The 21,051-nt window shown below is 54.8% G+C and carries 22 protein-coding genes; 9 read left to right on the top strand and 13 right to left on the bottom strand.

The window, feature by feature from the left end; translation table 11 throughout:
• Positions 1–166 precede the first annotated feature (166 nt).
• Both WBY09_RS01800 and WBY09_RS01795 read left to right on the top strand, forming a co-directional pair.
• A complete protein-coding gene (locus WBY09_RS01800; protein WP_286791104.1) occupies positions 167–2,206 on the top strand; it encodes a thioredoxin domain-containing protein in 2,040 nt (679 codons plus the stop codon).
• A 5-nt stretch (positions 2,207–2,211) separates the two neighbouring features.
• Entirely contained in the window at positions 2,212–2,700 is a 489-nt protein-coding gene (locus WBY09_RS01795; RefSeq protein WP_286791103.1) for a methylated-DNA--[protein]-cysteine S-methyltransferase, read from the top strand.
• Between the two features lie 23 nt (positions 2,701–2,723).
• Here the strand turns inward: WBY09_RS01795 and WBY09_RS01790 are convergent, their stop codons facing one another.
• A complete protein-coding gene (locus tag WBY09_RS01790; protein WP_286791102.1) occupies positions 2,724–3,116 on the bottom strand; it encodes a VOC family protein in 393 nt (130 codons plus the stop codon).
• A gap of 100 nt (positions 3,117–3,216) precedes the next feature.
• Between WBY09_RS01790 and WBY09_RS01785 the strand changes: the two genes are divergently transcribed.
• From WBY09_RS01785 to WBY09_RS01775, 3 genes are all read left to right on the top strand, one after another.
• Positions 3,217–3,675 carry a hypothetical protein gene (locus WBY09_RS01785; RefSeq protein WP_286791101.1) on the top strand — a complete coding sequence of 153 codons (459 nt, stop codon included), beginning with the start codon at positions 3,217–3,219 and terminating at the stop codon, positions 3,673–3,675.
• Positions 3,676–3,790: 115 nt separating this feature from the next.
• Positions 3,791–4,765: a quinone oxidoreductase family protein gene (locus WBY09_RS01780; RefSeq protein ID WP_286791100.1), complete on the top strand. Its 975-nt coding sequence runs from the start codon at positions 3,791–3,793 to the stop codon at positions 4,763–4,765.
• A gap of 104 nt (positions 4,766–4,869) precedes the next feature.
• Complete coding sequence (locus WBY09_RS01775; protein ID WP_286791099.1) at positions 4,870–5,526, top strand: 2OG-Fe(II) oxygenase; 657 nt, start codon at positions 4,870–4,872, stop codon at positions 5,524–5,526.
• A 59-nt stretch (positions 5,527–5,585) separates the two neighbouring features.
• Here WBY09_RS01775 and WBY09_RS01770 read toward each other — a convergent pair whose 3' ends face one another.
• Complete coding sequence (locus WBY09_RS01770) at positions 5,586–6,179, bottom strand: HD domain-containing protein (RefSeq protein ID WP_286791098.1); 594 nt, start codon at positions 6,177–6,179, stop codon at positions 5,586–5,588.
• 101 nt (positions 6,180–6,280) lie between these two features.
• On the opposite strand from WBY09_RS01770, the gene WBY09_RS01765 reads away from it, so the two are divergent.
• Positions 6,281–6,586, top strand: coding sequence for a hypothetical protein (locus WBY09_RS01765; RefSeq protein WP_286791097.1), 306 nt, complete (start codon positions 6,281–6,283; stop codon positions 6,584–6,586).
• Between the two features lie 107 nt (positions 6,587–6,693).
• Here WBY09_RS01765 and rho read toward each other — a convergent pair whose 3' ends face one another.
• The 10 genes from rho to WBY09_RS01715 all read right to left on the bottom strand — a co-directional run bounded on the left by rho (position 6,694) and on the right by WBY09_RS01715 (position 16,492).
• Entirely contained in the window at positions 6,694–7,959 is a 1,266-nt protein-coding gene (rho, locus tag WBY09_RS01760) for a transcription termination factor Rho (protein ID WP_008888761.1), read from the bottom strand.
• A gap of 353 nt (positions 7,960–8,312) precedes the next feature.
• Entirely contained in the window at positions 8,313–10,370 is a 2,058-nt protein-coding gene (locus WBY09_RS01755) for a methyl-accepting chemotaxis protein (RefSeq protein ID WP_336231858.1), read from the bottom strand.
• A 238-nt stretch (positions 10,371–10,608) separates the two neighbouring features.
• Positions 10,609–10,974 carry a helix-turn-helix domain-containing protein gene (locus WBY09_RS01750; RefSeq protein ID WP_008888763.1) on the bottom strand — a complete coding sequence of 122 codons (366 nt, stop codon included), beginning with the start codon at positions 10,972–10,974 and terminating at the stop codon, positions 10,609–10,611.
• Entirely contained in the window at positions 10,971–11,618 is a 648-nt protein-coding gene (locus WBY09_RS01745; protein WP_063086289.1) for a Smr/MutS family protein, read from the bottom strand. Before WBY09_RS01745 ends, WBY09_RS01750 begins: the two co-directional genes overlap by 4 nt.
• Before the next feature lie 228 nt (positions 11,619–11,846).
• A complete protein-coding gene (locus WBY09_RS01740; protein WP_336231857.1) occupies positions 11,847–12,788 on the bottom strand; it encodes an ABC transporter substrate-binding protein in 942 nt (313 codons plus the stop codon).
• A gap of 1 nt (position 12,789) precedes the next feature.
• Entirely contained in the window at positions 12,790–13,503 is a 714-nt protein-coding gene (gene dnaQ, locus WBY09_RS01735) for a DNA polymerase III subunit epsilon (RefSeq protein ID WP_336231856.1), read from the bottom strand.
• Positions 13,504–13,521: 18 nt separating this feature from the next.
• Positions 13,522–14,106, bottom strand: a complete 585-nt coding sequence (gene coaE / locus WBY09_RS01730; protein WP_336231855.1) for a dephospho-CoA kinase — start codon at positions 14,104–14,106, stop codon at positions 13,522–13,524.
• Positions 14,107–14,127: 21 nt separating this feature from the next.
• Positions 14,128–14,994 (bottom strand): shikimate dehydrogenase, encoded by an 867-nt coding sequence (locus WBY09_RS01725; RefSeq protein WP_296988945.1) that lies wholly within the window; start codon positions 14,992–14,994, stop codon positions 14,128–14,130.
• 45 nt (positions 14,995–15,039) lie between these two features.
• A complete protein-coding gene (locus tag WBY09_RS01720; protein ID WP_336231854.1) occupies positions 15,040–15,645 on the bottom strand; it encodes a Maf family protein in 606 nt (201 codons plus the stop codon).
• Between the two features lie 22 nt (positions 15,646–15,667).
• Positions 15,668–16,492, bottom strand: coding sequence for a pyruvate, water dikinase regulatory protein (locus WBY09_RS01715; protein ID WP_008888770.1), 825 nt, complete (start codon positions 16,490–16,492; stop codon positions 15,668–15,670).
• 689 nt (positions 16,493–17,181) lie between these two features.
• Here WBY09_RS01715 and hemE point away from each other — a divergent pair.
• The 3 genes from hemE to hemJ all read left to right on the top strand — a co-directional run bounded on the left by hemE (position 17,182) and on the right by hemJ (position 20,133).
• Positions 17,182–18,222 carry a uroporphyrinogen decarboxylase gene (gene hemE, locus WBY09_RS01710; protein WP_336231853.1) on the top strand — a complete coding sequence of 347 codons (1,041 nt, stop codon included), beginning with the start codon at positions 17,182–17,184 and terminating at the stop codon, positions 18,220–18,222.
• 199 nt (positions 18,223–18,421) lie between these two features.
• Positions 18,422–19,537 (top strand): ferrochelatase, encoded by a 1,116-nt coding sequence (gene hemH / locus WBY09_RS01705; RefSeq protein ID WP_336231852.1) that lies wholly within the window; start codon positions 18,422–18,424, stop codon positions 19,535–19,537.
• A 167-nt stretch (positions 19,538–19,704) separates the two neighbouring features.
• Entirely contained in the window at positions 19,705–20,133 is a 429-nt protein-coding gene (hemJ, locus tag WBY09_RS01700) for a protoporphyrinogen oxidase HemJ (protein ID WP_336231851.1), read from the top strand.
• A 124-nt stretch (positions 20,134–20,257) separates the two neighbouring features.
• Here hemJ and secB read toward each other — a convergent pair whose 3' ends face one another.
• The gene (gene secB, locus WBY09_RS01695) at positions 20,258–20,755 is read right to left on the bottom strand and encodes a protein-export chaperone SecB (protein WP_008888774.1); all 498 of its coding nucleotides are present in this window, start codon (positions 20,753–20,755) and stop codon (positions 20,258–20,260) included.
• Positions 20,756–21,051: the final 296 nt, after the last annotated feature.

Genomic DNA, 21,051 nt, shown 5'->3' with positions numbered 1-21,051 from the left:
CGATAAAAGATTTCGGCCATTTGCCTTTATGAATGAGGCCATAACCCTTAGAATCACGCAAACAGCCTTATAAAGCATTGCCAGCACTGATGACTGGCGCGTGATTGCAGATCGCGCTACCGCAAACGATAAAGCCATCGGCTTAATGGATGGCACAGGACACAAAATGGAACTCGCACGCAATAATCTTGGTTCGGAAACCAGCCCCTATCTTGTTCAGCATCGCGACAACCCGGTGCATTGGCAGCCCTGGAGTACCGAAATTCTCGCCAAAGCCAAGGAATTGAACAAACCGATCCTGCTGTCGGTCGGGTATGCTGCGTGTCACTGGTGCCATGTCATGGCGCATGAAAGCTTTGAGGATGAGGGTATTGCGGCCCTGATGAACGAGCTTTTCATCAATATCAAGCTCGACCGCGAAGAACGCCCGGACCTTGATGCGCTTTATCAGAATGCGCTGGCCCTTCTGGGCCAACAGGGCGGCTGGCCACTGACGATGTTTTTGACCCCGGATGGCGAGCCGTTCTGGGGCGGCACGTATTTCCCCAAGGAAGCGCGATATGGCCGGCCGGGATTTGGCGATGTGCTTAAGACCGTTGCAAAGATTTATGCCGAAAAACCCGATGATGTCCGCCACAATGTCAGCCAGATTTCCAATGCCCTGATCAAAATGAACAGTGCGGCGGTTGGCGCGGTCCCCAGTCTTGAGATGATTGATCGCTGCGGTCATGGCTGCTTGCAGATCATGGACGGGGAAAATGGCGGCACATCCGGCGCGCCGAAATTCCCGCAGCCCAGCCTTTTATCCTATATCTGGCGGACCGGTGTGCGCACCGAGGATGACGGGCTGAAACGCATCGTCAAACACAGCCTGGATCGCATGTGCCAGGGCGGCATTTATGATCATCTGGGCGGCGGTTTTGCCCGCTATGCCGTCGATGACCAGTGGCTGGTGCCGCATTTCGAAAAGATGCTCTATGACAACGCCCAGCTGATTGATCTTTTGTGTGATGTCTGGCGGGTTGATCCCAATCCGCTTTATGCCAAGCGGGTCGAGGAAACCATTGGCTGGATCTTGCGCGAAATGCGCATTCCCGGGGGTGCCTTTACCGCAAGCCTTGATGCCGACAGCGAAGGGGTCGAAGGCAAGTTCTATGTCTGGTCCGAGGATGAAATTGACCAGATCCTTGGCAGTGATGCCGAACTGTTTAAGAAATTCTATGACGTTTCCAAGGGTGGCAACTGGGAAGGCCATAATATCCTTAACCGCACCGCCTCGGGGCTCGAGCTTGCCGATGACGCGACCGAGGAAAGGCTGGTGGAGCTTCGCGCCAAGCTTCTGACCGAACGGGCCAAACGCATTCGCCCGGGCTGGGATGACAAAGCACTGACCGACTGGAACGCCATGACAATTGCCGCCTTTGCCGAGGCCGCGATGACCTTCCACCGTGCCGACTGGCTGGATTATGCCAAGCTTGCCTATGGATTTGTCATCAACACCCTGATGAAGGATGACCGCTTCCTGCACAGCTATCGTAATAGTCGCGTGCAGCATGCCGGGATGCTGGAAGACTATGCGCATATGATCCGCGCGGCCTTGAGGCTTTATGAATGCTTTGGCGAGGATGCCTATCTTAATGAAGCCATCCGGTGGTCGGCCGCGGTCGAAACCCTGTTTGCCGATGCCAAGGGCGGCTATTTCCAGTCGGCATCGGATGCCAGCGACCTTGTCGTGCGCCAAAAACCCTTCATGGATAATGCCGTGCCATCGGGCAATGCGATCATGGCTCAGAACCTGGCCAAGCTTTATGCCCTGACTGGCGATGCGCAATACCGCGATCAGGCGGAAATCACCCTTGCGGCCTTTGGCGGGCGGATCAGCGAGCAATTCCCGAACATGCCGGGCCTTATGATGGCGGCCGAAATGCTGCAAAATCCGGTGCAGATCGTGCTGATCGCCAACGAGCGCAGCCAGACCTATCTTGATATGCGGCGTGCCATTTTTGGTGCATATCTGCCCAACCGGGCGATCACGATCCTGTCTGATGGTGATCCCCTGCCCGATGGCCATCCGGCCCAGGGCAAGACCGCGATTGACGGCAAGGAAACCGCCTATATCTGTCAGGGGCCGGTATGTTCGGCACCCGTCACAGGCGTCGAAGAATTAACCGAAATGCTGGCAGATTTGCCGGCCAAAGCGGCCTAGCCCCGATGCCGCAAATCTCGCTCAACAGCCCCGTCGGCGCACTCACGGTTTTCGCATTTGAAGATCAAATCGTTGCGCTTGACTGGGGATTTGTTGACGAGATTGAAAGCACACCGTTGCTTGAAGAAGCCCAAAAGCAGCTGAACGCCTATTTCGCAGGGCGCTTGCACAGCTTTGATTTGCCACTCGCACCTGACGGGACGGATTTCCAGAAAACCGTCTGGCAAGCAATGTGCGAGATCCCGATGGGCAAGACTGCGACCTACAAGGAACTGGCCACCATGGCCGGATCGCCCAAGGCATTTCAATCGGTTGGCACGGCGTGCGGCCTTAATCCGATCCCGATCCTTATTCCCTGCCACCGCGTTCTGGCAACCGGCGACAAGCCGGGCGGCTATTCCGGCCATGGCGGGCTTGAAACCAAGCGCGCGCTTTTAAAGATCGAAGGTGTGGATTTGCCGCTGCCGAGTGATCAGGGCGCTCTTCCGTTTTAGTCCTGTTTTTCAAAGACTTAATATTATTCTTCGGCGTAGCACACGGCTTGCAGCTTGTTGCCATCCGGATCACGGACATAGGCGGCATAATAGTTTGGCCCGTAATGCGCGCGCAGGCCGGGCTGGCCTTCATCCATGCCACCATGTTCAAGCGCCGCTGCGTGAAAGGCATCGACATGATCGCGATGGTCTGCCTGAAACGCGATATGAGTACCATTGCCCCACGTTGCCGGGCGCCCATCTGCCGGGCTGTAGATATAGATCGTTGGCATCTGTCCATCCCGTTCATAAGCCAGCGGCTTTTCGGGCGGTTTTGGCAAGCGGTCAAAGCCCAGCGCGCCCAGTACGGCATCGTAGAAACGCGCGGAACGGGCCTTGTCATTGGTTCCGAGGGTGATGTGGCTGATAACTGACATGGGGCAATCCGGGTTATGGGCATTGGTCTTTTGGTCTGTTCACTATTGCATTAATCCATGCGGTTGCATAGAACATAAAGTGAACAACCGGAGAACCATGATGGACAGCCTGCAGGGATACACCGCCAAATCCGGGACACTTGTGCCGGTTTTCACCATCGAGGTGCAGACATTGCCCGAAGATACGGATCGCATTCTTGACGAAGTTATGAAGGTCCATCCGCTTGGCTTTGGACGGTATCAGCGCAATGCGAGCATTTCCGCAGTGGGAAAAGAAACCGCGCAGCCAGAACCGGGATCGACCACCACAACACATGTTGACGGATTTGCGGCCGGTTCGACTGAGACCTACCCGATGGTCGAGCTCAAAATCTCGATTGATCGCGACCAGAAGGCGCTCGCCAAAGTCATGGACGCGATCATCTATGCGCATCACTACGAGGAACCGGTGATCTTTGTCCGTGAGGACTGGGCAAGTCGCGCCGCCTACAATCCGCAAAGTGACAACCCCAATCGCTGGTGGAACAACGGCAAAGGGTTGCCCGATCGGATTGATTAATCACGTCGTTTCGGATGGAATTCTTCCAATCCTGTGCTGCAAAGCAATCGCGATTAACCTACACTCCTCCCATTAACGAAACAGGCGTTGGAAAACGCAGAAAGGGAGGTCTTCCATGACCAAAGCATTCCGATTTTACGAGACCGGCGGCAGTGATGTCCTGAAATTTGAAGACGTCGACGTCGGCACCCCGGGCGAAGGCGAAGTCCGTCTGGCGCAAAAGGCCGTTGGCCTCAACTATATCGATATCTATTTCCGTTCCGGCGTCTATCCCGCACCCAGCATGCCATCGGGCCTTGGGCTTGAAGGGGCTGGTATCATTGAGGAAGTCGGTCCGGGTGTGACGGATCTGGCCGTGGGCGATCGCGTGGCGTATGCCGCACAGCCACTTGGTGCCTACGCCGAGGCGCGCGTGATGCCGGCCAAGGGTCTGGTCAAGATCCCCGATGATGTCAGTTTCGAACTGGCCGCAGCCGCCATGCTTCAGGGCATGACCGCGCAATATCTTTTGCGCCGGACCTATAACGTCAAAAAGGGCGACACCATCCTGATCCATGCGGCGGCTGGCGGGGTTGGCCAGATCGTTTGCCAGTGGGCCAAGCATCTGGGGGCGACCGTGATCGGAACGGTCGGGTCCAAGGAAAAGGCCGAGATTGCCAAGGCCAAGGGATGTGACTATCCGATCCTCTATCGCGACGAGGTCGTCTCAGAGCGGGTCAAGGAAATCACCAATGGCCAAGGCGTTGAAGTTGTTTACGATTCGGTCGGTAAGGACACGTTTGAGGATTCGCTTAAGTGCCTCAAACGGCTTGGCATGATGGTGAGTTTTGGTCAGTCTTCGGGTGCAGTTCCGCCGGTATCGCTGGCCCAGCTTGCCCCGGGCGCCTATTTCCTGACCCGACCGAGCATCTTCCAGTACAACGCCACCCGTGAAGAGCTTCTGGCCAGTGCGAATGAGCTGTTTGAGGTTTTGAAATCGGGCATTGTCACGATTGACATCACCGCGACCTACCCGCTTGCCGATGCTGCCAAGGCGCATGACGACCTTGAAAGCCGCAAAACCAACGGTTCGATCGTCTTTACCGTCTGATAAGGCATCAATCCTGACGCGAAAAGTATAGGACACTTGATAAAAAGCCGATACATTGCGCGATCGGCTTTTTTCTTGTGCCTTCGCATATCGGAACCTCTGCAATGTCTGTTTCAAAAGTACAACAATCTGTCATCGCCGCCTTCAAATCGGCGAAAACCTATCAGGATCCTTATCAGCACTGGTTCCTTGAAGACGTCTTGCCAGAAGGCATGGCAGAGGCCGTTTGCGCCCTTCCGATTGATGCGCCGTTTCTTGAAGTTGATGATGCCGGCACGCGCGAAGCCAACAATTCAAGCCGTCGTTACTTCGATCAGGAAAACATTGCGAAATTCGAGGCCGCCAATAATATCGCGCAGGCTTTCCATTCCCGCGAAGTTGTCGACACGGTCGAGGAAGTGTTTGGTGCCGATCTGAGTGATTCCCGCATTCGACTGGAATTTGCCCAGGATCGCGATGGTTTCTGGCTGCAGCCGCATACAGATATCGGCGTAAAGCGCTTTACCATGTTGCTCTATCTTTCCGACGAGCCGGGGCATGAAAACCTGGGTACCGATATCTACAAGGATGCCGATACCCATGTCGGCGCATCACCGTTCAAGCCGAACTCGGCCCTGATTTTTGTGCCTTCCAACAATACCTGGCACGGCTTTGAAAAACGGACCATTCCGGGTATCCGGAAGTCGCTGATTATCAACTATGTCACGCCGGACTGGCGGGCTGTTGAACAACTGCCCTTCCCCGATAGCTACGTCAAATAACGTTCAAAGCGACATCAAGTCAGCCTTGGAAACCCGGTAAATGTTGAATTACCGGGTTTTTAGTTGCCGTGGGTCATCCGCACATCGCGCGCAATCGCGTCAAAGCGGTCTGAAAGGCCTTCGCTTACTTCGCGGCACGGGGCGATGACGGCTTCGGCCCAGTCGACATAGGCCAGTATCTGCCTTTCATCCCAGCCAACCGGCGTGTCGGTCAGCATCGCACCGACATTGGCGACCTTATCGGCCAGTCGCACAAGCTTGGCACCGTTGGTAAGGTTGGGGGCGGTTTCGATCTGCTTTGCCTTGCGCTCGTCCCTTGGCAGGGCCTTGTCATCACTGACTTCGAGCACGATATCGGCGATGATGTCGTTAAAACAGGCGGCGATTTCATCGCGGGTCGCCCCGCAATCCTCGATCACGTCATGCAGAACGGCGGCACAGAGAATATCCTCGTCCGTCCCCGGTTCGCATTCAACAATCAGGCGGGAAACCTCGATCGGGTGATTGATATAGGGTTCCTGGGCAGCGCCTTTGCGACGCTGGTCGCGATGGGCACGGGCGGCGAAATCAACGGATTTGAGTAGAAGCTGCATAAAGCGCGATATGATCGTGAACGGGTTGCCCAGAGTCCCACGGCTTTTGCGCGGTTTCAAGCCTTGATCCGTTCCGCCCGATGAAAATCATGCAGAGCCGTGAAAAACAGCGGCAAACAGGATAGACTGACAGCAAAGCCATGACCCGGGAGAGGCCAATAATGTCACAGGAAATGCGCCTGAAACTGACCTTGTGGAATGAAAACGCCGAGACCCCGCTGCATCTGAGTGCCCTTGCCCCCAAGGATGGCTGGCAAAGCGCCCCGCCCAACCGGATCGAGGCCGGTGAATCGGTGGTGTGCGAGATCACGGCTGCCAACACATTGGCGATTACGCTCAATTACGGCACGCATCATATCGGCATTCATCTGAGCGACGACAATTTTTCCATCGAGCCGGGTGATGCCCGTGTGGATAGGCAGAAACTGGGGAGCGGTCTGGCAGAGGTGACACTGGCCCTTGGATAGAGGTTGTTTAACGGTTATTTCGATATTGAAATAAAAAAACGGGACCACAGAGGGTCCCGTTTGTTTTTTACGATCCAGTACATCGGGCCCATCAGGCCCGCGCGGCATCAGCCGTTCATGGAATCGAAGAAGTCGTCGTTGTTCTTCGTACCCTTGAGCTTGCCAAGCAGGAATTCCATCGCGTCCTGCGGACCCATCGGGTTGAGGATACGACGCAGCACCCACATCTTGGACAGAACGCTCTTGTCGACCAGAAGCTCTTCCTTACGGGTACCCGATTTGAGGATATCAATCGCCGGGAAGATACGTTTGTCAGACAGTTTGCGATCCAGGATAAGCTCGGAGTTACCGGTCCCCTTGAATTCTTCAAAGATGACCTCGTCCATGCGCGAACCGGTATCGATCAGGGCGGTTGCGATGATGGTCAGAGAGCCGCCCTCTTCGATGTTACGGGCCGCACCGAAGAAACGTTTCGGACGTTGCAGCGCGTTGGCATCAACACCACCGGTCAGGACCTTGCCCGAGCTCGGAACCACGGTGTTGTAAGCACGTGCCAGACGGGTGATCGAGTCCAGCAGGATGACAACATCATGCTTGTGTTCGACCAGACGTTTGGCCTTTTCCAGAACCATTTCGGTGACCTGAACGTGACGCTGGGCCGGTTCATCGAAGGTCGAGGAAATGACTTCGCCCTTCACCGAACGGTCCATGTCGGTCACTTCTTCCGGGCGTTCATCAATCAGAAGAACGATCAGATAGGCTTCCGGGTGGTTTTCCTCGATCGCGTGCGCAATGTTTTGCAGCATCACGGTTTTACCGGTGCGCGGCGGTGCGACGATCAGGGCACGCTGACCTTTACCAAGCGGCGAAACCAGTTCGATCACGCGGTTGGTGGTGTCCTTGTTCGCACCTTCCTGATCGGATTGACGCTCCATCTTGAGCGGCTCATCAGGATAGAGCGGGGTCAGGTTATCGAAATTAACGCGCTGACGGACTTTTTCCGGCGCATCGAAATTGACCTTATCAACCTTGAGCAGGGCGAAATACCGTTCGCCTTCTTTCGGGGAGCGGATCTGGCCTTCGACGGTGTCGCCGGTTCGCAAGCTAAAACGCCGCACCTGGCTCGGACTGACATAAATGTCGTCAGGGCCGGCAAGGTAGTTTGCCTCGGGGCTGCGCAGGAAGCCGAAACCATCGGGCAGAACTTCAAGAACGCCTTCGCCAAAGATGGCGTGGTCGTTCTCGGCCAACTGCTTGAGGATCGCGAACATCAGCTCCTGCTTGCGGAGCGTGCTGGCGTTTTCGATTTCGAGTTCATCAGACAGAGCAAGCAGCTCGGTCGGAGATTTCTTTTTAAGGTCCTGAAGATGCATATGTGCGTTTAATGATCTGTGGTTGCCGAAAGGGCGAAGATTTTATGGAGATAGAAAAGAGAATGTGCGGTTGACCGTCAGGCAAGGCGCTCAGGCTTTTGCTGGGGCGTGCGGACGGTTCGAAACCTTGGAGTTGCAAGAAAGGCAGGTCTTTTCATGTTTCTGGATCGAAACACCCCCGATTGATACCCTTGAAAATCGCAATAGTCAAACCGTGATTCGAAAGAACCGGGCAATTTTACAGCCATTGATACGAAAATATCACATCTCGCCCCCGCTAACCGACCGCATTCCGCTCGCCCATGCCGGGTTTGAGCCAAAATTCCGTGTCCTTTGTCATCGATCCTTTTGCATCAAACTGTCTGGGCCTCGCGCACGGAAGCAAGGAAATCGGCCACTTCCTTGCGCAGGCTGGTCGCAACATTGGCAACCTGATCACAGGCAACGATAACGTGATCGGCGGCCTCGCCGGCATTGTCGGTTGCTTCGCGGATACCGGCAACATTGCCCGAAACCTCGGTCGTGCCTTGCGACGCACGATCAATATTATTGGCAATTTCCGAGGTTGCGGCTTCCTGTTCATTGACCGCGGCTGCCAATGAGGACGAGGTCGCATCAATCTGGCCGATTTTTTCGCCAATCCGCGAAAAGGCATCAACCGCGCGTTCTGTCGCGTCCTGCAGATTGCCCATCTGTTCGGAAATTTCGTCGGTTGCGCGCGATGTCTGGGTCGCAAGGTTTTTGACCTCGTTGGCGACGACGGCAAATCCCTTGCCCGCCTCGCCAGCTCGGGCGGCTTCGATTGTCGCATTAAGCGCCAAAAGATTGGTCTGTTCGGCAATATCGCGGATCAGGCCAATCACCTCGCCGATCTTTTCAGCACCTTCTTTCAGCGCAGTTGCAATGACTTCGGCCTCGCGGGCCTCGTCGGCGGCGGCGGTCGCATTATCCGACGACGCGGAAATCTGCCGGGAAATCTCAAGGATCGAATTGGCCAGCTGTTCGGTTGCCGAGGAAACCGCCGACACATTTTCGGACGCTGATTTGGCATCATCTGCCACCAGGCGGGCCTTGTCGCGGGTCTCGTCGATGGCTGATGTCATGTTTGAAGACGTGGTGCGCAAACCATCAGTCGACTGGCCGATATCACCCAGCAAGGCGTTGATCCTGGCTTCAAACCGTTCGGCCAGCCGGCTGACTTTTTCAGCACGGGCAAATCGGGCGGCCTGTTCCTTTTCACTTTGGGCGGCCATTTCCCTGTTCTCGACAAGGCTGTCGCGGAAAAACTGCACCGAACGGGCCATGGCCCCGACCTCATCCCCGCGCGCGGCCCCGGATACCTTGACCGACAGGTCGCCTGCGGTCAGATCGCTCATGGTTTTGGTCATGGCGCGGATCGGCGCAGAAATATCGCGACCAACGATGACAACCAATGTGCATGCAAGTGCGATAATGATCAGCAAACCGGCCAATGTGCCATAAAAATAAAGCTGCGCTTCAGAGAGCTTTTGCGCCGAGAGGGTGACCAGGCTTTGGGCAATATGGTCTTCTATCATCTTGTAAATATTAATCTTTACCGTGATGGTCGCAAACCAGTCCGTCCCCGCAATGCCATTGGTGGTTCCGGTTACCGGGTAACTGAGCGCCACATCACGCAGCTTGTTGACCGCCGCAACCGCCGGGTCCTGCATCGCGCGGTCGTAAAATTCCCTGATCTCTGGTGCGGCCATTTCCTCGAACACAGAAAGATAAGCGTTTTGAAGGGTGATCAGCTCGACAAATCGACGATAAAGGTTGGGTTCAAACTTGCCCATGCCAAACCCGGCCGCACCTGTGGCGCGCTCAAGCCCGCCACGTTCCTTGGCCTGCATGAAATCATTAAAGGCCGCGATCGAGCGGACCAGTTCGGGATCGTTGCTGATTGTGCTCATGACATTGACGGTCGAGAGCATGCCGGAAATGATCGAGGTATAGAACCGAACGGCCTCGCCAAGTTCGATATCCAGCGCATAGACCTTGGCACGTGTTTGGGGCACGGTATCAAGCAGCCCGACAAAGACGCCGACCTGCTCTGCCAGACCCGGGTCAAAGGCGGAAAGATCAAAGTCGTTTAACGCATCGCGCAAAGACTGAATGCGCGCATCCGACAAGTTGCGCTGATCGGCAAGTTGCGGTCCGAACTGTTCACCTTTGGAGCCGATAAAGCCCGCCGATGCGCCCCGTTCCTTTTGCAATTCGTGTACGGTTGCACCGATCTGAACCGCAAGTTCGGTCAAGCCGCCAATTTTGCCAAGTTCATCCATTTCCCGATAGCGGTCGGAAATAATGACGCCGGACAGAACAACAAGTCCCAACAAAGGTGGGATCAGAGAAATCGCAAGTTTCTTGCCAATCTGAATATTCGCAAACATGTAAAGCCCCGTGCATTGTGGAATGCGAGGCCGCCAAATATGCGTTCTTCCAACTCCCGGGGCGCGCAGGTTTTATATTGATACGATATCGTATCAATTGCCTTTTATTGTTGGTGTGGTGACGCGCCTGGACTTTGTGCGGCGCAAAATAATCTGCACGGCACATTTGGATATTGTAACCCTTGGATTAAATTCAATGGTTACGTTTCAACTTAAAAGGTGTTCAGGAAATCCTGTTTCACGAAGAGCGATGCTGTTCGCGCACAATTTCAAGCATCCGGTTGAGCTGATCCTCGCTCAGGCCGGCGATGCGTTCTGACAGCAGGTTGGCCAGTTCGGTGGCTTGGGGTTCCAGACCGGCGGTATCGACGGTGATTTTCGGGTGCGAGAGCTGGGCCAGACGTTTGACGTCATCGACCTCGTCCCAGACCAGATTGAAATAGCCGCATATTTGCTGCACCAGGCCGGGGCTGGGTCGCCCGCGATGACCGTGTTCAAGCGCGGACAGATAGGCCGGTGACAGCTGAAGTGCGGTTGCCATATCGGTCAGCGTCACGTTGTTGCGCGCACGGAGTTCCCGGATGCGATTGCCAAAAGGTGTCACGGGCGTCTCCGTTTCAACAAGACATAAAAGGCCCCGGCGCCACCGTGCTGGATCTGGGCCTGATGGATGGCAAGGATGCGATTGCGCAGGTTTGGCGCACTCAGCCATTGCGGGGTGCGTTCGCGCAAAAGACCCGTGCGGCCATATTCATCAGCGCGCGATCCCTTGCCGGTGATTACGAGAACGCAACGTTTTCCGGCCCGCCAGCTATCCTCGATAAAGGCATTGAGCGCATTATGGGCGACTTCCTGGGTCATGCCATGCAGGTCAATGCGCCCGTCGATCGACATCTTGCCCTTTTGGAATTTGTTGGCAGTTGATCGATCAATCCCGTCGGTGACACCCGGTTTCAGTTCGGAAAGGTTCTGTTTTTTGATCTTTGGGCCACGGTCGGCATGGCGGGCCGAGGGCAGATTGCGCGCCGCCCGGCTTTGTTCGGACTGTTCAAGTTTTTCGCCAAGATTATCGGGCAAGGTAATCGCGGTATCGCTGGTGTGGATGTCATCATCAGACGCGACCACGTCATCGCCGGCCTTGCGCCTTTTCTTGCGCAAAGGTTTGACGTCACGGGTAAAGACCTCCCACAGGGTCTTTTCGTCATCCGTGACGGTGCGGCGTCGCTTATTTGGTTTCTTCTGACTCATCGACCAAGACAATATGCAAGCGGCGCGGTCCATATACGCAAGGCTTTATCGTCCATTCGATATCACCTGTTTGCAACAGCCCGGTCACCCAAAGGAATGTTCGCGGCATATTGCCGTGTCATTGCTTTTCGCGCAACCGCGCCCATCGCGCATTTCGCCGTCACGGCAACAATATGTTTGCAGGAAAAACAGGCCAGACCGGGAAAGGTGACCCTACGGGGTTGTGTTTCAGGTATCGATGTCGGTCAGATCGACACAGGTGACCCCGTTATTATCAAGATCAAGCATCGCCTTGAGAAACGCACTGTCGAGATTGGTCGAAAGCCCGTGCATCCGGCGGTTTTCAACAAAAAAGCCGTTGGTTTTGAAGCGGTCAAGCTGGGTTTGCAGCCTTGTGATATCGCTTTGCGGCACATCACCACTGATCGCGATATAGAGATAACAGGTGCGATAGGGCTTGAAACCAGTCACATCAGGAATGCTGACTTCGGGATATTCGGCACGGACCTTATCAAGATAATGGCGCAGGATATTGCCGCCGATGGCGATCAGATCGACGCGATCAGCCATCATCATCGGCAACAGAAGTTCTTCACGCGGCACCATAACCAGTTGTTGGGCCCCGCGATCACGAAGATACCCCTCACGCGCCGATCCCATCAGGACCCCGATGCGGGCATCGCGCAAAAGTGTGTCAAACGCCATGTCCGACCAACCGGTATCGACAAAGCCAAACAGGTTCCAGAAGGTCCGGCTGACCGGACCAACCCATTGGAAAACATCTTCGCGATAATCAATTCGGGTGGTGGGGTAAATTACGTGGCCGACTTCACGTCCGGCCAGCTCCATCTGCCGTTTCCAGGGCATTTGCGGAACGATTTCAACAGCCAGACCGGCCTTGGTAAACAGTTCGATGGCAAGCGTATCGAAGTAGCCTGGCTCCGGCCGGCCCGATGACTGAACCCGCGTACTTTCAGACAGATGGATGATGTAGGTGCCATTAAACGTGGAGTTTTCTGGAGCTTTTTCGTCAGTGAGTGTCTGGGCGCGAAGATTACCTAAAGCCGTGATCAGCGCACAGACCAAAACAAGCATCGCAAGGAGGCGATTGGCGTATTGAGAAACTGTAAGTTCGGAAAACCGCAATGATGGACACCGCTGTTTTCCCATCTTATGCCTCTTGCTTTATAAGCCAGAGCGCGTCTTTGACTTTGGCCTCGATATAGGCGCGGTGAGCAGCAAGTTCTTCGTCGCTGATCGCATGCGGCCTTGGTTCCAGCCGGTTGCCCCGCGGGCCCAGAACCCGACGACCACCGTTATCTTCATCCTGATCACCGTTTAGCGCATTGGGATCAAGCGACAGGCCGTGCTGACGGCCGCCCAGAAGTTCGAGATAGACCTGGGCAAGAAGGTCGGAGTCAAGCAGGGCTCCGTGAAGGGTACGGTTGGAGTTATCGATCTTGAACCGGCGACACAACGCATCGAGGCTGACCGGGGATCCGGGGAATTTCTTGCGCGCCATCTGAACGGTATCAAGGGCGCGTTCCATGGCAATGCGCGGCTTATTGAGCCATTCAAGCTCTGCATTGAGGAACTTCATGTCGAAGCTGGCATTGTGAATGACCAGAACCGAATCCTCGCCAATGAATTCAATGAACTCATCGGCGACCTCGGCAAAGACCGGCTGGTCTTTGAGGAACTCATCACCCAGACCGTGAACGTCGAATGCCTCCTTGGGCATCGGGCGCTGGGGATTGATATACTGGTGATACTGCCTCCCGGTGGGCATGTGATTGATCAGTTCGATACAGCCGATTTCAACCAGTCTGTGGTCAGCATAGGGATCAAGGCCGGTGGTCTCGGTATCAAGAACAATCTCACGCATGTAGTCGTTATCCAGTCATCAACTGAGTTGGTCGATAATACCCTGAATATATTGAAAAGTGACCGCACGCCCCAACCCGGTCGGGATGATAAAATCAGCGCGCTTTCGCTTTTCGATATCTGGCATCTGTTTGGACAGAATGGCGGAAAATTTTGTCTCCGTCATCCCTTCTCGCGAAAGAACACGCTGGCGTTGTATGAACCCCGGGGCCGATACAACCGCAACATGATCACAGCGCGTTTCACCGGATGTTTCATATAAAAGCGGGATGTCGAGAACGACCAGCTTGCGCCCCAAACGACGTTGGGCGGCCAGGAACCGGTTTTCGGCTGCGCGCACCAGCGGATGCAGGATGGTTTCAAGCGTTTTTAGAACATCCGGATTGGAAAAGGCGATCTTGCCCAATGCCTGCCGATCAATCCGGCCATTAACGATCACATCGGGAAAGGCCTTGGCGATCGGATCAAAGGCGAGGCCATCTGGGGCCATCAATTCATGGGTTGTGGCATCGGCATCATGGACCGGCACACCAAGGGTGCGAAACATCGCCGCCGCGGTTGATTTGCCCATCCCGATGGAGCCAGTTAACCCAAGAATTTTCATGATAAGATTACCCTTCGGATCTTAATCCGGCGAAAGAACGAAATCGCGCAGTTCCTGGGTGACTTCGGGATCGATCCCGAACCAGCGATGGAAACCCGGTCGTGCCTGATGGAGCAACATACCAAGCCCATCGACAATCGGATTGCCGCGGGCTTTGGCCTGCACCAAAAGGTCAGTCATCAGCGGCGCATAGACAATATCGGTGACAAGGGCAGTTTGCGGCAGACCGGACAGATCGATCTCAAGCTTGGGCTGGCCGACCATGCCAAGGCTTGTTGTGTTAACGACAAGCGATGCGCCAGCAAGCGCATCAGGTGCAACCGGCCAGTCAATCACCTTGATCCGCGGGTCCTTGATTTCGGCCGCGACGTCTTCGGCCCGTTTGCGGGTCCGGTTGGCCAGACGAATTTCCGGGCAGCCTTCATCCAGCAAGGCGACCAGCACCGCACGGCACGCCCCGCCTGCCCCCAGCACCACCGCCGGACCGCTGGCAAAAGCGATATCGGGGGCTTCCTGGCGCAGGTTTTCAAGGAAGCCAAATCCGTCGGTATTGTCGCCCAAAAGACGCCCATCCTTGGCAAAGGTCACGGTATTGACCGCCCCGATGCGGCGCGCGCGATCGGATAGTTCATCACATTCGGGCATCGCCATTTCCTTTTGCGGAATGGTGACATTGACCCCGGAAAATCCCAGATTGCGCAACGAAATCAAGGCTGCCTGAAAGTTTTCCGGCTCCACGGGCAGTGGCATATAACAGCCATCAATGCCGTATTTCGCAAGCCAATAGCCATGCAGGCGCGGCGATTTCGAATGCGATACCGGCCAGCCCATCACGCCGGCAAGGCGCGATGTGCCCGATAGGGTGCGATAAGGATTTCGCGAGGTCATTGCGTACTGTTTCCTGCCTGATGGGTTTTTGATGCGTTTTTGTGATTATGCCTTGAGAACACCGTGATCGCGCAAGAAGCCAATCAGCGGCAAAAGCGGCATGCCCAGCACGGTGAAGTAATCGCCGCGCACCTCGGTAAACAGCTGCGCGCCGAGGCCTTCAAGCTGATAGCCGCCCACACAGTGATAAATCTCTTCGCCGGCGGCATCGAGATATTCTTCGAGCCATTCATCGGTGAAGTTGCGCACGGTCAGATGGGCGGTATCAATCGTGCCCCAGATGCGCGAGCCTTCCTTATATATAACAGCGGCCGAGACCAGCTTGTGACTTTTGCCCCGCAGGGCCAGAAGTTGCGCGCGGGTATTGTCACGGTCCATCGGCTTGTCAAACCAGATGCCATTGCATTCCAACATCTGATCAGCGGCAATCACAATCGCATCTGGTTGTTGGCGATACATGCGCAGCGCCTTCATTTCGGCCAAGGTTTCCGCGGCCTCGGCCGCCGTCGCACCCTCGGCCTTCATCGCCTGTTTATAGCCATCCTCGTCAATCATCGAGGCGACGGCTTCGCAATTGACACCAGCATTGGTCAACATGGCATGGCGGGCCTTGCTGCTGGATGCGAGAATAAGACGATGGGTGTTGGGCATATGTTTATCCTGTTGGTGCAGCTTAATGACCGCGGCGGTCATACATGGTCGATAAAATGATGGCGGCGGTTTCTTCAATCGATCGGCGGGTCACATTAATGATCTTCCAGCCGCGTTCGGTAAAGTATCGCCGTGCCTGATGAACTTCATCGCGGACTGCGACCGGGTCAACATAATCGCCGCCCTCGCCGCGTTCGATCTGGCGCAGGCGGTTTTTGCGGATCGAGACCAGCTGATCAACATCCTTGATCAGGCCAACCACCAGGGGTTTTTTGAGCTGATCAAGTTCCGGCGGCAACGGGCAGCCCGGCACAAAGGGAATATTGGCGGTTTTGATGCCGCGATTGGCCAGATAAACCGATGTCGGGGTTTTGGACGTGCGCGAGACACCGACAATCACCACATCCGCATCTTCCAGATCCCAGCCCGATTGCCCGTCATCATGGGTCAAGGTGTAATCAATCGCCTCGATCCGGTTGAAATATTCCTCGTCCATTTTATGGAGCGCACCGGTCCGGCCGTGCGATTGCTGGCCGAGATACCCGGCCATCATGGTGACGGTATTATCAAGCACGTGGCTGTGGGGGACCTGCAGACGACGACAGCCTTCTTCGAGCTTGCGGCGGATGTCGCTGTCAAAGACGGTGTAAAGAACGATGCCCGGATTGCGTTCGATATCGGCCAAGACACGGGCGAGCTGCGCGTCGGTCCGGATCAGCGACCAGACATGTTCATGAGCACGCACATCGGGAAACTGCGCAACACAGGCGCGCGCAATGCCATCGACCGTCTCGCCGGTTGAGTCCGAGACCAGATGAAGATGGAAAATTTTGTCCGTCCCGACCATGCCTGTCCGTTTCTTTGGTCAATTTTTGGCGACCCAAGCAGAATCTTATCCACTTTTTGCCGACCAAACGATTTTTCTAACTTTATTCAAACAACGTTACGGCTGTTCAAAATACCGATCACTAACCGGATGGATAAGAGTTTTATCGCAACCCGAAGTTAGCGGATCGGAGTCGGCCCTGTGGATAAATGTGGATAACGGGTGCGACTCCGGCCCGATTTTTTCCACAGGAATTATCCTCCCGCTCATACAAACTTTCTCAAGTGCTCTGTCCCGAGCGGGATAAGTGCCAAATTTTTCCCGTAATAACAGGGATAAGACTGCAAAAACCAGACTTATTCACCTTATCCCCATTATTCAAAAACGTCTTTTCCCAAGGCAGAGTCCGGGAGTCGTTCGGAGTCGTACACAGTTTTCCCCAAGGCCGGTTGAGATGAATCATTTTTCCCGAGTCGGAATGTGAATAAACTGTGCGTGAAATTTAATCCCTGTTATCCACAGGGAACCACTCACAAACAACATCCTTTTTTATTAAATAAGGTTTTGTTAGGCAGAACGTGGAAAACGTCTTGGCAAAGGCCCCAGGGCACATTTCACGAAATAACAAAGCCGGTTCTGACAGATGGCCGAACGCCACGTGTCAGGCCAAAGATCAAAAAAGCGATCGGGACAGAGAAACAGGAAACCAGATGCCTAACACCCAAAAGACCTTCTTGCGTGCCCTTGCTGGTGAAACCTTGCCGGTACCGCCGATCTGGCTGATGCGCCAAGCTGGCCGCTATTTGCCAGAATACCGCGCAACCCGCGCAGAAGCAGGCTCTTTCCTTGATCTTTGCTATAATCCTGATCTTGCTTGCGAAGTTACGCTCCAGCCGCTGCGGCGCTTTGACTTCGATGCGGCAATATTGTTCTCCGATATCCTCGTTATACCGCAGGCACTTGGACAGCATTTGGCCTTCAAGCAGGGAGAAGGCCCACAGCTTGAGGCCATCCGCGATGCTTCAGGCCTGGGCAAGCTTTCAGTTGAAGGCATTCATGACACGCTTGGTCCGATCTATGAGACGGTTTCAAAGCTTTCACATGCCATTCCATCCGGCACAGCACTGATCGGCTTTGCCGGTGCGCCCTGGACCGTTGCGACCTACATGGTCGAGGGCAAGGGTTCCAAGGACTTCCCGAATATCCGCCGCTTTGCCTATGGCGATCCGAATGGTTTTGCCCAGCTGATCAACATTCTGGTCGAGGCAACCACGCAGTACCTTCTGAAGCAGGTTGAGGCCGGGGCAGAATGCATTCAGCTGTTTGAAACCTGGGGCGGGGTTCTGTCCGAGACCGGCTTTAATCGCTGGGTGATCGAGCCGACCAAACAGATCGTTGCCAATTTGCGCGCCGTGCACCCGGATCTGCCGATTATCGGCTTCCCGCGCGGCTGTGGCTTGCATCTGGTTGATTTCAAACAGAAAACCGGTGTGACTGCGGTTGGCCTTGATAGCGGGGTGAAACTCGACTGGGTGGCGGAAAACCTCCAGAAACTGGGGCCCGTGCAGGGCAATCTGGATCCGATGTTGCTGATCACGGGTGGCGATCCGATGTTTGATGAAACCAAGCGCATCCTTGATACGCTGGGCAAAGGGCCGTTCATCTTTAACCTTGGCCATGGCATCACGCCGGAAACCCCACCGGAACATGTTGGCCAGCTGGTCGACTTCATTCGGGATTACAAAGGGTAAATGTCGGCAATTGCTGCATTTTATTTTGTGATTTTTGAAATCAATCAAATCGATTGAAAAATTCAATGCGTATGATGGGCGTTGCCTGTTGCGCTTGGGTCCGGTTTGACCAAAATAGGCGCCGGAGCGCGACGGGTTTACATCATTCCCGGTTTGTCGGGAACCGGTCCAGACACGATCTGACATGAAGGATAGCCAAATGTCCGAGACGACGCGCAAGAAACGCGCCATTGTTCTTTTCAATCTGGGGGGGCCGGACAGTCCGGCAGCTGTTGAGCCGTTTCTGTTCAACCTGTTTAACGATCCGGCGATCATCAGCCTGCCCAATCCGTTCCGTTATTTGGTGGCAAAGCTGATTTCGCGTCGCCGTGCGCCGATTGCGCGCGAGATTTATGACCATATCGGTGGTAAATCGCCGCTTCTGGAACTGACCCAGGAGCAGGCCGATGCCTTGCAAACGGCGCTCAATGGCGAAGATGACGGTTATGAAAACCGTTGTTTTATCGCCATGCGCTACTGGAAACCGTTTGCCGATGATACCGCAGCCGCGGTCAAGGCATGGGGCGCGGACGAACAGATCCTGCTTCCGCTTTATCCGCAGTTTTCAACCACCACTAGCGGATCGTCGGTCAAGGACTGGAAACGGGCCTGTGCCAAGGTTGGCCTGACATCCCCGATCAAAACCGCATGCTGCTATCCGACCAATCCGGGCTTTGTCGAAGCATCGGCTGAGATGATCAAGGCGGGCTATGACCGTGCCCTGGCCAAGGCTACAGAACTTGGCATTGATAAGCCGCGCATCCTGTTTTCCGCCCATGGTGTGCCCAAAGCCGTGATTACCAAGCGCGGTGACCCCTATCAGTCGCAGATCGAAAAAACATCGGCCGCCGTGGTCGAGAAAATGGCGATCGATGGATTGGACTGGAACGTTTGTTATCAAAGCCGGGTCGGGCCGATGGAATGGATTGGCCCATCGACCGAGGACGAGATCGCGCGTGCTGGCAAGGAAAACAAGGGCATCGTCGTGGTGCCGATTGCCTTTGTCACCGAGCATTCGGAAACCTTGGTCGAGCTTGATATCGAATATGGCGAACTGGCGCATGAAAAACACGTGCCGATCTATGAACGTGTGCGCACGGTCTGTTCCCATCCGAAGTTTATTGCCGGACTTGTTTCGGTTGTAAAACAAACCCAGGACGAGCTCGATGAAAAAGGCCCGGATGACTACACGGTCGAAACGCGCGGTTGGTGGTGCCCGGATGAACATTCCTGTGCGGTCGCCAAGCAGCCATCGCTGAAACCTGCCGGGGCCTGAATTGGCCTAAAGCGCGACGCGCTTTAGATCACAGTTATAACGCCAATCGGGCCGGTTCTGTTTTTGGATCGGCCTGATTGCTGTTATGGTCGGAAAAATTCAAAAAATTCCCGCTTACGCGGTCTTAAACCTGCCGATCCTGACCGTCACATCCAGAGAAGAGAGAGATGGATAGCTACAGCATTATCAAATCCCTGCATGTCATCAGCGTGATCGCCTGGATGGCGGGTCTTCTTTATCTGCCAAGGCTTTATGTCTATCACTGCGAAGTCGCGCCGAGCTCGGAAGCCAGCGAGAAATTCAAGGTGATGGAACGCCGTCTTTTGCGCGCCATCATGAACCCGGCAATGATCGCGACCTGGATTTTTGGCGGCTATCTGATCCATGCGGCCGGTGTCATGACCGAAGGCTGGTTCCACGTCAAACTGCTGTGTGTGGTTCTGATGACCATCGCGCACATGATGATGGCGCGTTACCGCCGGGCGTTTGAAGCGGATGCCAATACGAAATCGCAAAAATTCTATCGCGTTTTCAATGAAGTACCGACGATCCTGATGATCATTGTCGTCTTCATGGTGATCGCTCGTCCCTTCTGATCGGGCCTGTTTGACGGCCAATCAGCGAAAACGTTTCGATTTTAAAATAAAAAGGCCGCCAAACTGGCGGCCTTTGTTCTGTAATCGTTTTGGTATCGAACCAAAATCCGATGAATGGGGTCAATCAGGCGTTACCGGCCGGCTGACCTTCCATCTTGGATGCGAATTTCTTGCGGAAAAGATCAGCAAAATCAATCTGCTGCATCATCAGCGGCGGGAAGCCACCATCTGCGGTCAGGTCTGCGACGATCTTGCGGACATACGGGAACAGCAGGCGCGGAACTTCGATCATCAGAACCGGCAGGCGGTGTTCGTCAGAAACATTCAGCGTCACAACGCAGCCATACTGCAGTTCGGCAATGAAGGCCACCTTGTCGCCAACGTCGGCTTTGACGTTGATCTTGATGGTGACTTCGTGAAGTTTCTGGTCCTGGGTGGTGCGGGCCTCAACATCAACATCGATATTGATTTTCGGCTGCTGCTGCAGGGCAACGCTTTCCGGTGCGTTCGGGTTTTCGAACGACAGATCCTTGATGTACTGGGTGTGGATCGTGATCGGATTTGCGGCCGGCTGCTGCTTCTGTTCTGCTGCGCCTTCTGCACCGGTGGTATTCTCGGCCATTAAAGTCTAGCTCCCTTAGAGGTCATTTCGTCTTGATCAGAAAAAAGCTTTCGGCTTGAAGGCTTTGCCTTGGCTGAAATGCTTATTACTGACGCCGCCCGGTTGCGGCAGATAAATTGGACTTGTTGGCCTAGCACGTCTGGCCTGCACGGGCAAGCCAATCAGAGCGGCTCAAAGCCCACATCAAAGCCCGTATTTCCGGGGGTTTGGTTGTCCCGATTACGGACAAAGGCCTTTGAAACAAAGAAGGCTGACCGGGGGTGTCGGTCAACCTTCTGATTTAGTGATTTTCGGAT

Origin of the sequence: Thalassospira sp. CH_XMU1458 (assembly GCF_037027205.1) — a bacterium.
Classification (GTDB): Bacteria; Pseudomonadota; Alphaproteobacteria; order Rhodospirillales; family Thalassospiraceae; genus Thalassospira; species Thalassospira tepidiphila.
This window is presented reverse-complemented; position numbering and strand designations above follow the sequence as displayed.

What these genes read in the sequence shown, in the direction of transcription:
- WBY09_RS01800 (WP_286791104.1), top strand. Translation starts at nt 167, where the DNA reads ATGGAACTCGCACGCAATAATCTTGGTTCGGAAACCAGCCCCTATCTT.
- WBY09_RS01795 (WP_286791103.1), top strand. Translation starts at nt 2,212, where the DNA reads ATGCCGCAAATCTCGCTCAACAGCCCCGTCGGCGCACTCACGGTTTTC.
- WBY09_RS01790 (WP_286791102.1), bottom strand. Translation starts at nt 3,116, where the DNA reads ATGTCAGTTATCAGCCACATCACCCTCGGAACCAATGACAAGGCCCGT.
- WBY09_RS01785 (WP_286791101.1), top strand. Translation starts at nt 3,217, where the DNA reads ATGGACAGCCTGCAGGGATACACCGCCAAATCCGGGACACTTGTGCCG.
- WBY09_RS01780 (WP_286791100.1), top strand. Translation starts at nt 3,791, where the DNA reads ATGACCAAAGCATTCCGATTTTACGAGACCGGCGGCAGTGATGTCCTG.
- WBY09_RS01775 (WP_286791099.1), top strand. Translation starts at nt 4,870, where the DNA reads ATGTCTGTTTCAAAAGTACAACAATCTGTCATCGCCGCCTTCAAATCG.
- WBY09_RS01765 (WP_286791097.1), top strand. Translation starts at nt 6,281, where the DNA reads ATGTCACAGGAAATGCGCCTGAAACTGACCTTGTGGAATGAAAACGCC.
- rho (WP_008888761.1), bottom strand. Translation starts at nt 7,959, where the DNA reads ATGCATCTTCAGGACCTTAAAAAGAAATCTCCGACCGAGCTGCTTGCT.
- WBY09_RS01755 (WP_336231858.1), bottom strand. Translation starts at nt 10,370, where the DNA reads ATGTTTGCGAATATTCAGATTGGCAAGAAACTTGCGATTTCTCTGATC.
- WBY09_RS01745 (WP_063086289.1), bottom strand. Translation starts at nt 11,618, where the DNA reads ATGAGTCAGAAGAAACCAAATAAGCGACGCCGCACCGTCACGGATGAC.
- WBY09_RS01740 (WP_336231857.1), bottom strand. Translation starts at nt 12,788, where the DNA reads ATGGGAAAACAGCGGTGTCCATCATTGCGGTTTTCCGAACTTACAGTT.
- dnaQ (WP_336231856.1), bottom strand. Translation starts at nt 13,503, where the DNA reads ATGCGTGAGATTGTTCTTGATACCGAGACCACCGGCCTTGATCCCTAT.
- coaE (WP_336231855.1), bottom strand. Translation starts at nt 14,106, where the DNA reads ATGAAAATTCTTGGGTTAACTGGCTCCATCGGGATGGGCAAATCAACC.
- WBY09_RS01725 (WP_296988945.1), bottom strand. Translation starts at nt 14,994, where the DNA reads ATGACCTCGCGAAATCCTTATCGCACCCTATCGGGCACATCGCGCCTT.
- WBY09_RS01720 (WP_336231854.1), bottom strand. Translation starts at nt 15,645, where the DNA reads ATGCCCAACACCCATCGTCTTATTCTCGCATCCAGCAGCAAGGCCCGC.
- WBY09_RS01715 (WP_008888770.1), bottom strand. Translation starts at nt 16,492, where the DNA reads ATGGTCGGGACGGACAAAATTTTCCATCTTCATCTGGTCTCGGACTCA.
- hemE (WP_336231853.1), top strand. Translation starts at nt 17,182, where the DNA reads ATGCCTAACACCCAAAAGACCTTCTTGCGTGCCCTTGCTGGTGAAACC.
- hemH (WP_336231852.1), top strand. Translation starts at nt 18,422, where the DNA reads ATGTCCGAGACGACGCGCAAGAAACGCGCCATTGTTCTTTTCAATCTG.
- hemJ (WP_336231851.1), top strand. Translation starts at nt 19,705, where the DNA reads ATGGATAGCTACAGCATTATCAAATCCCTGCATGTCATCAGCGTGATC.
- secB (WP_008888774.1), bottom strand. Translation starts at nt 20,755, where the DNA reads ATGGCCGAGAATACCACCGGTGCAGAAGGCGCAGCAGAACAGAAGCAG.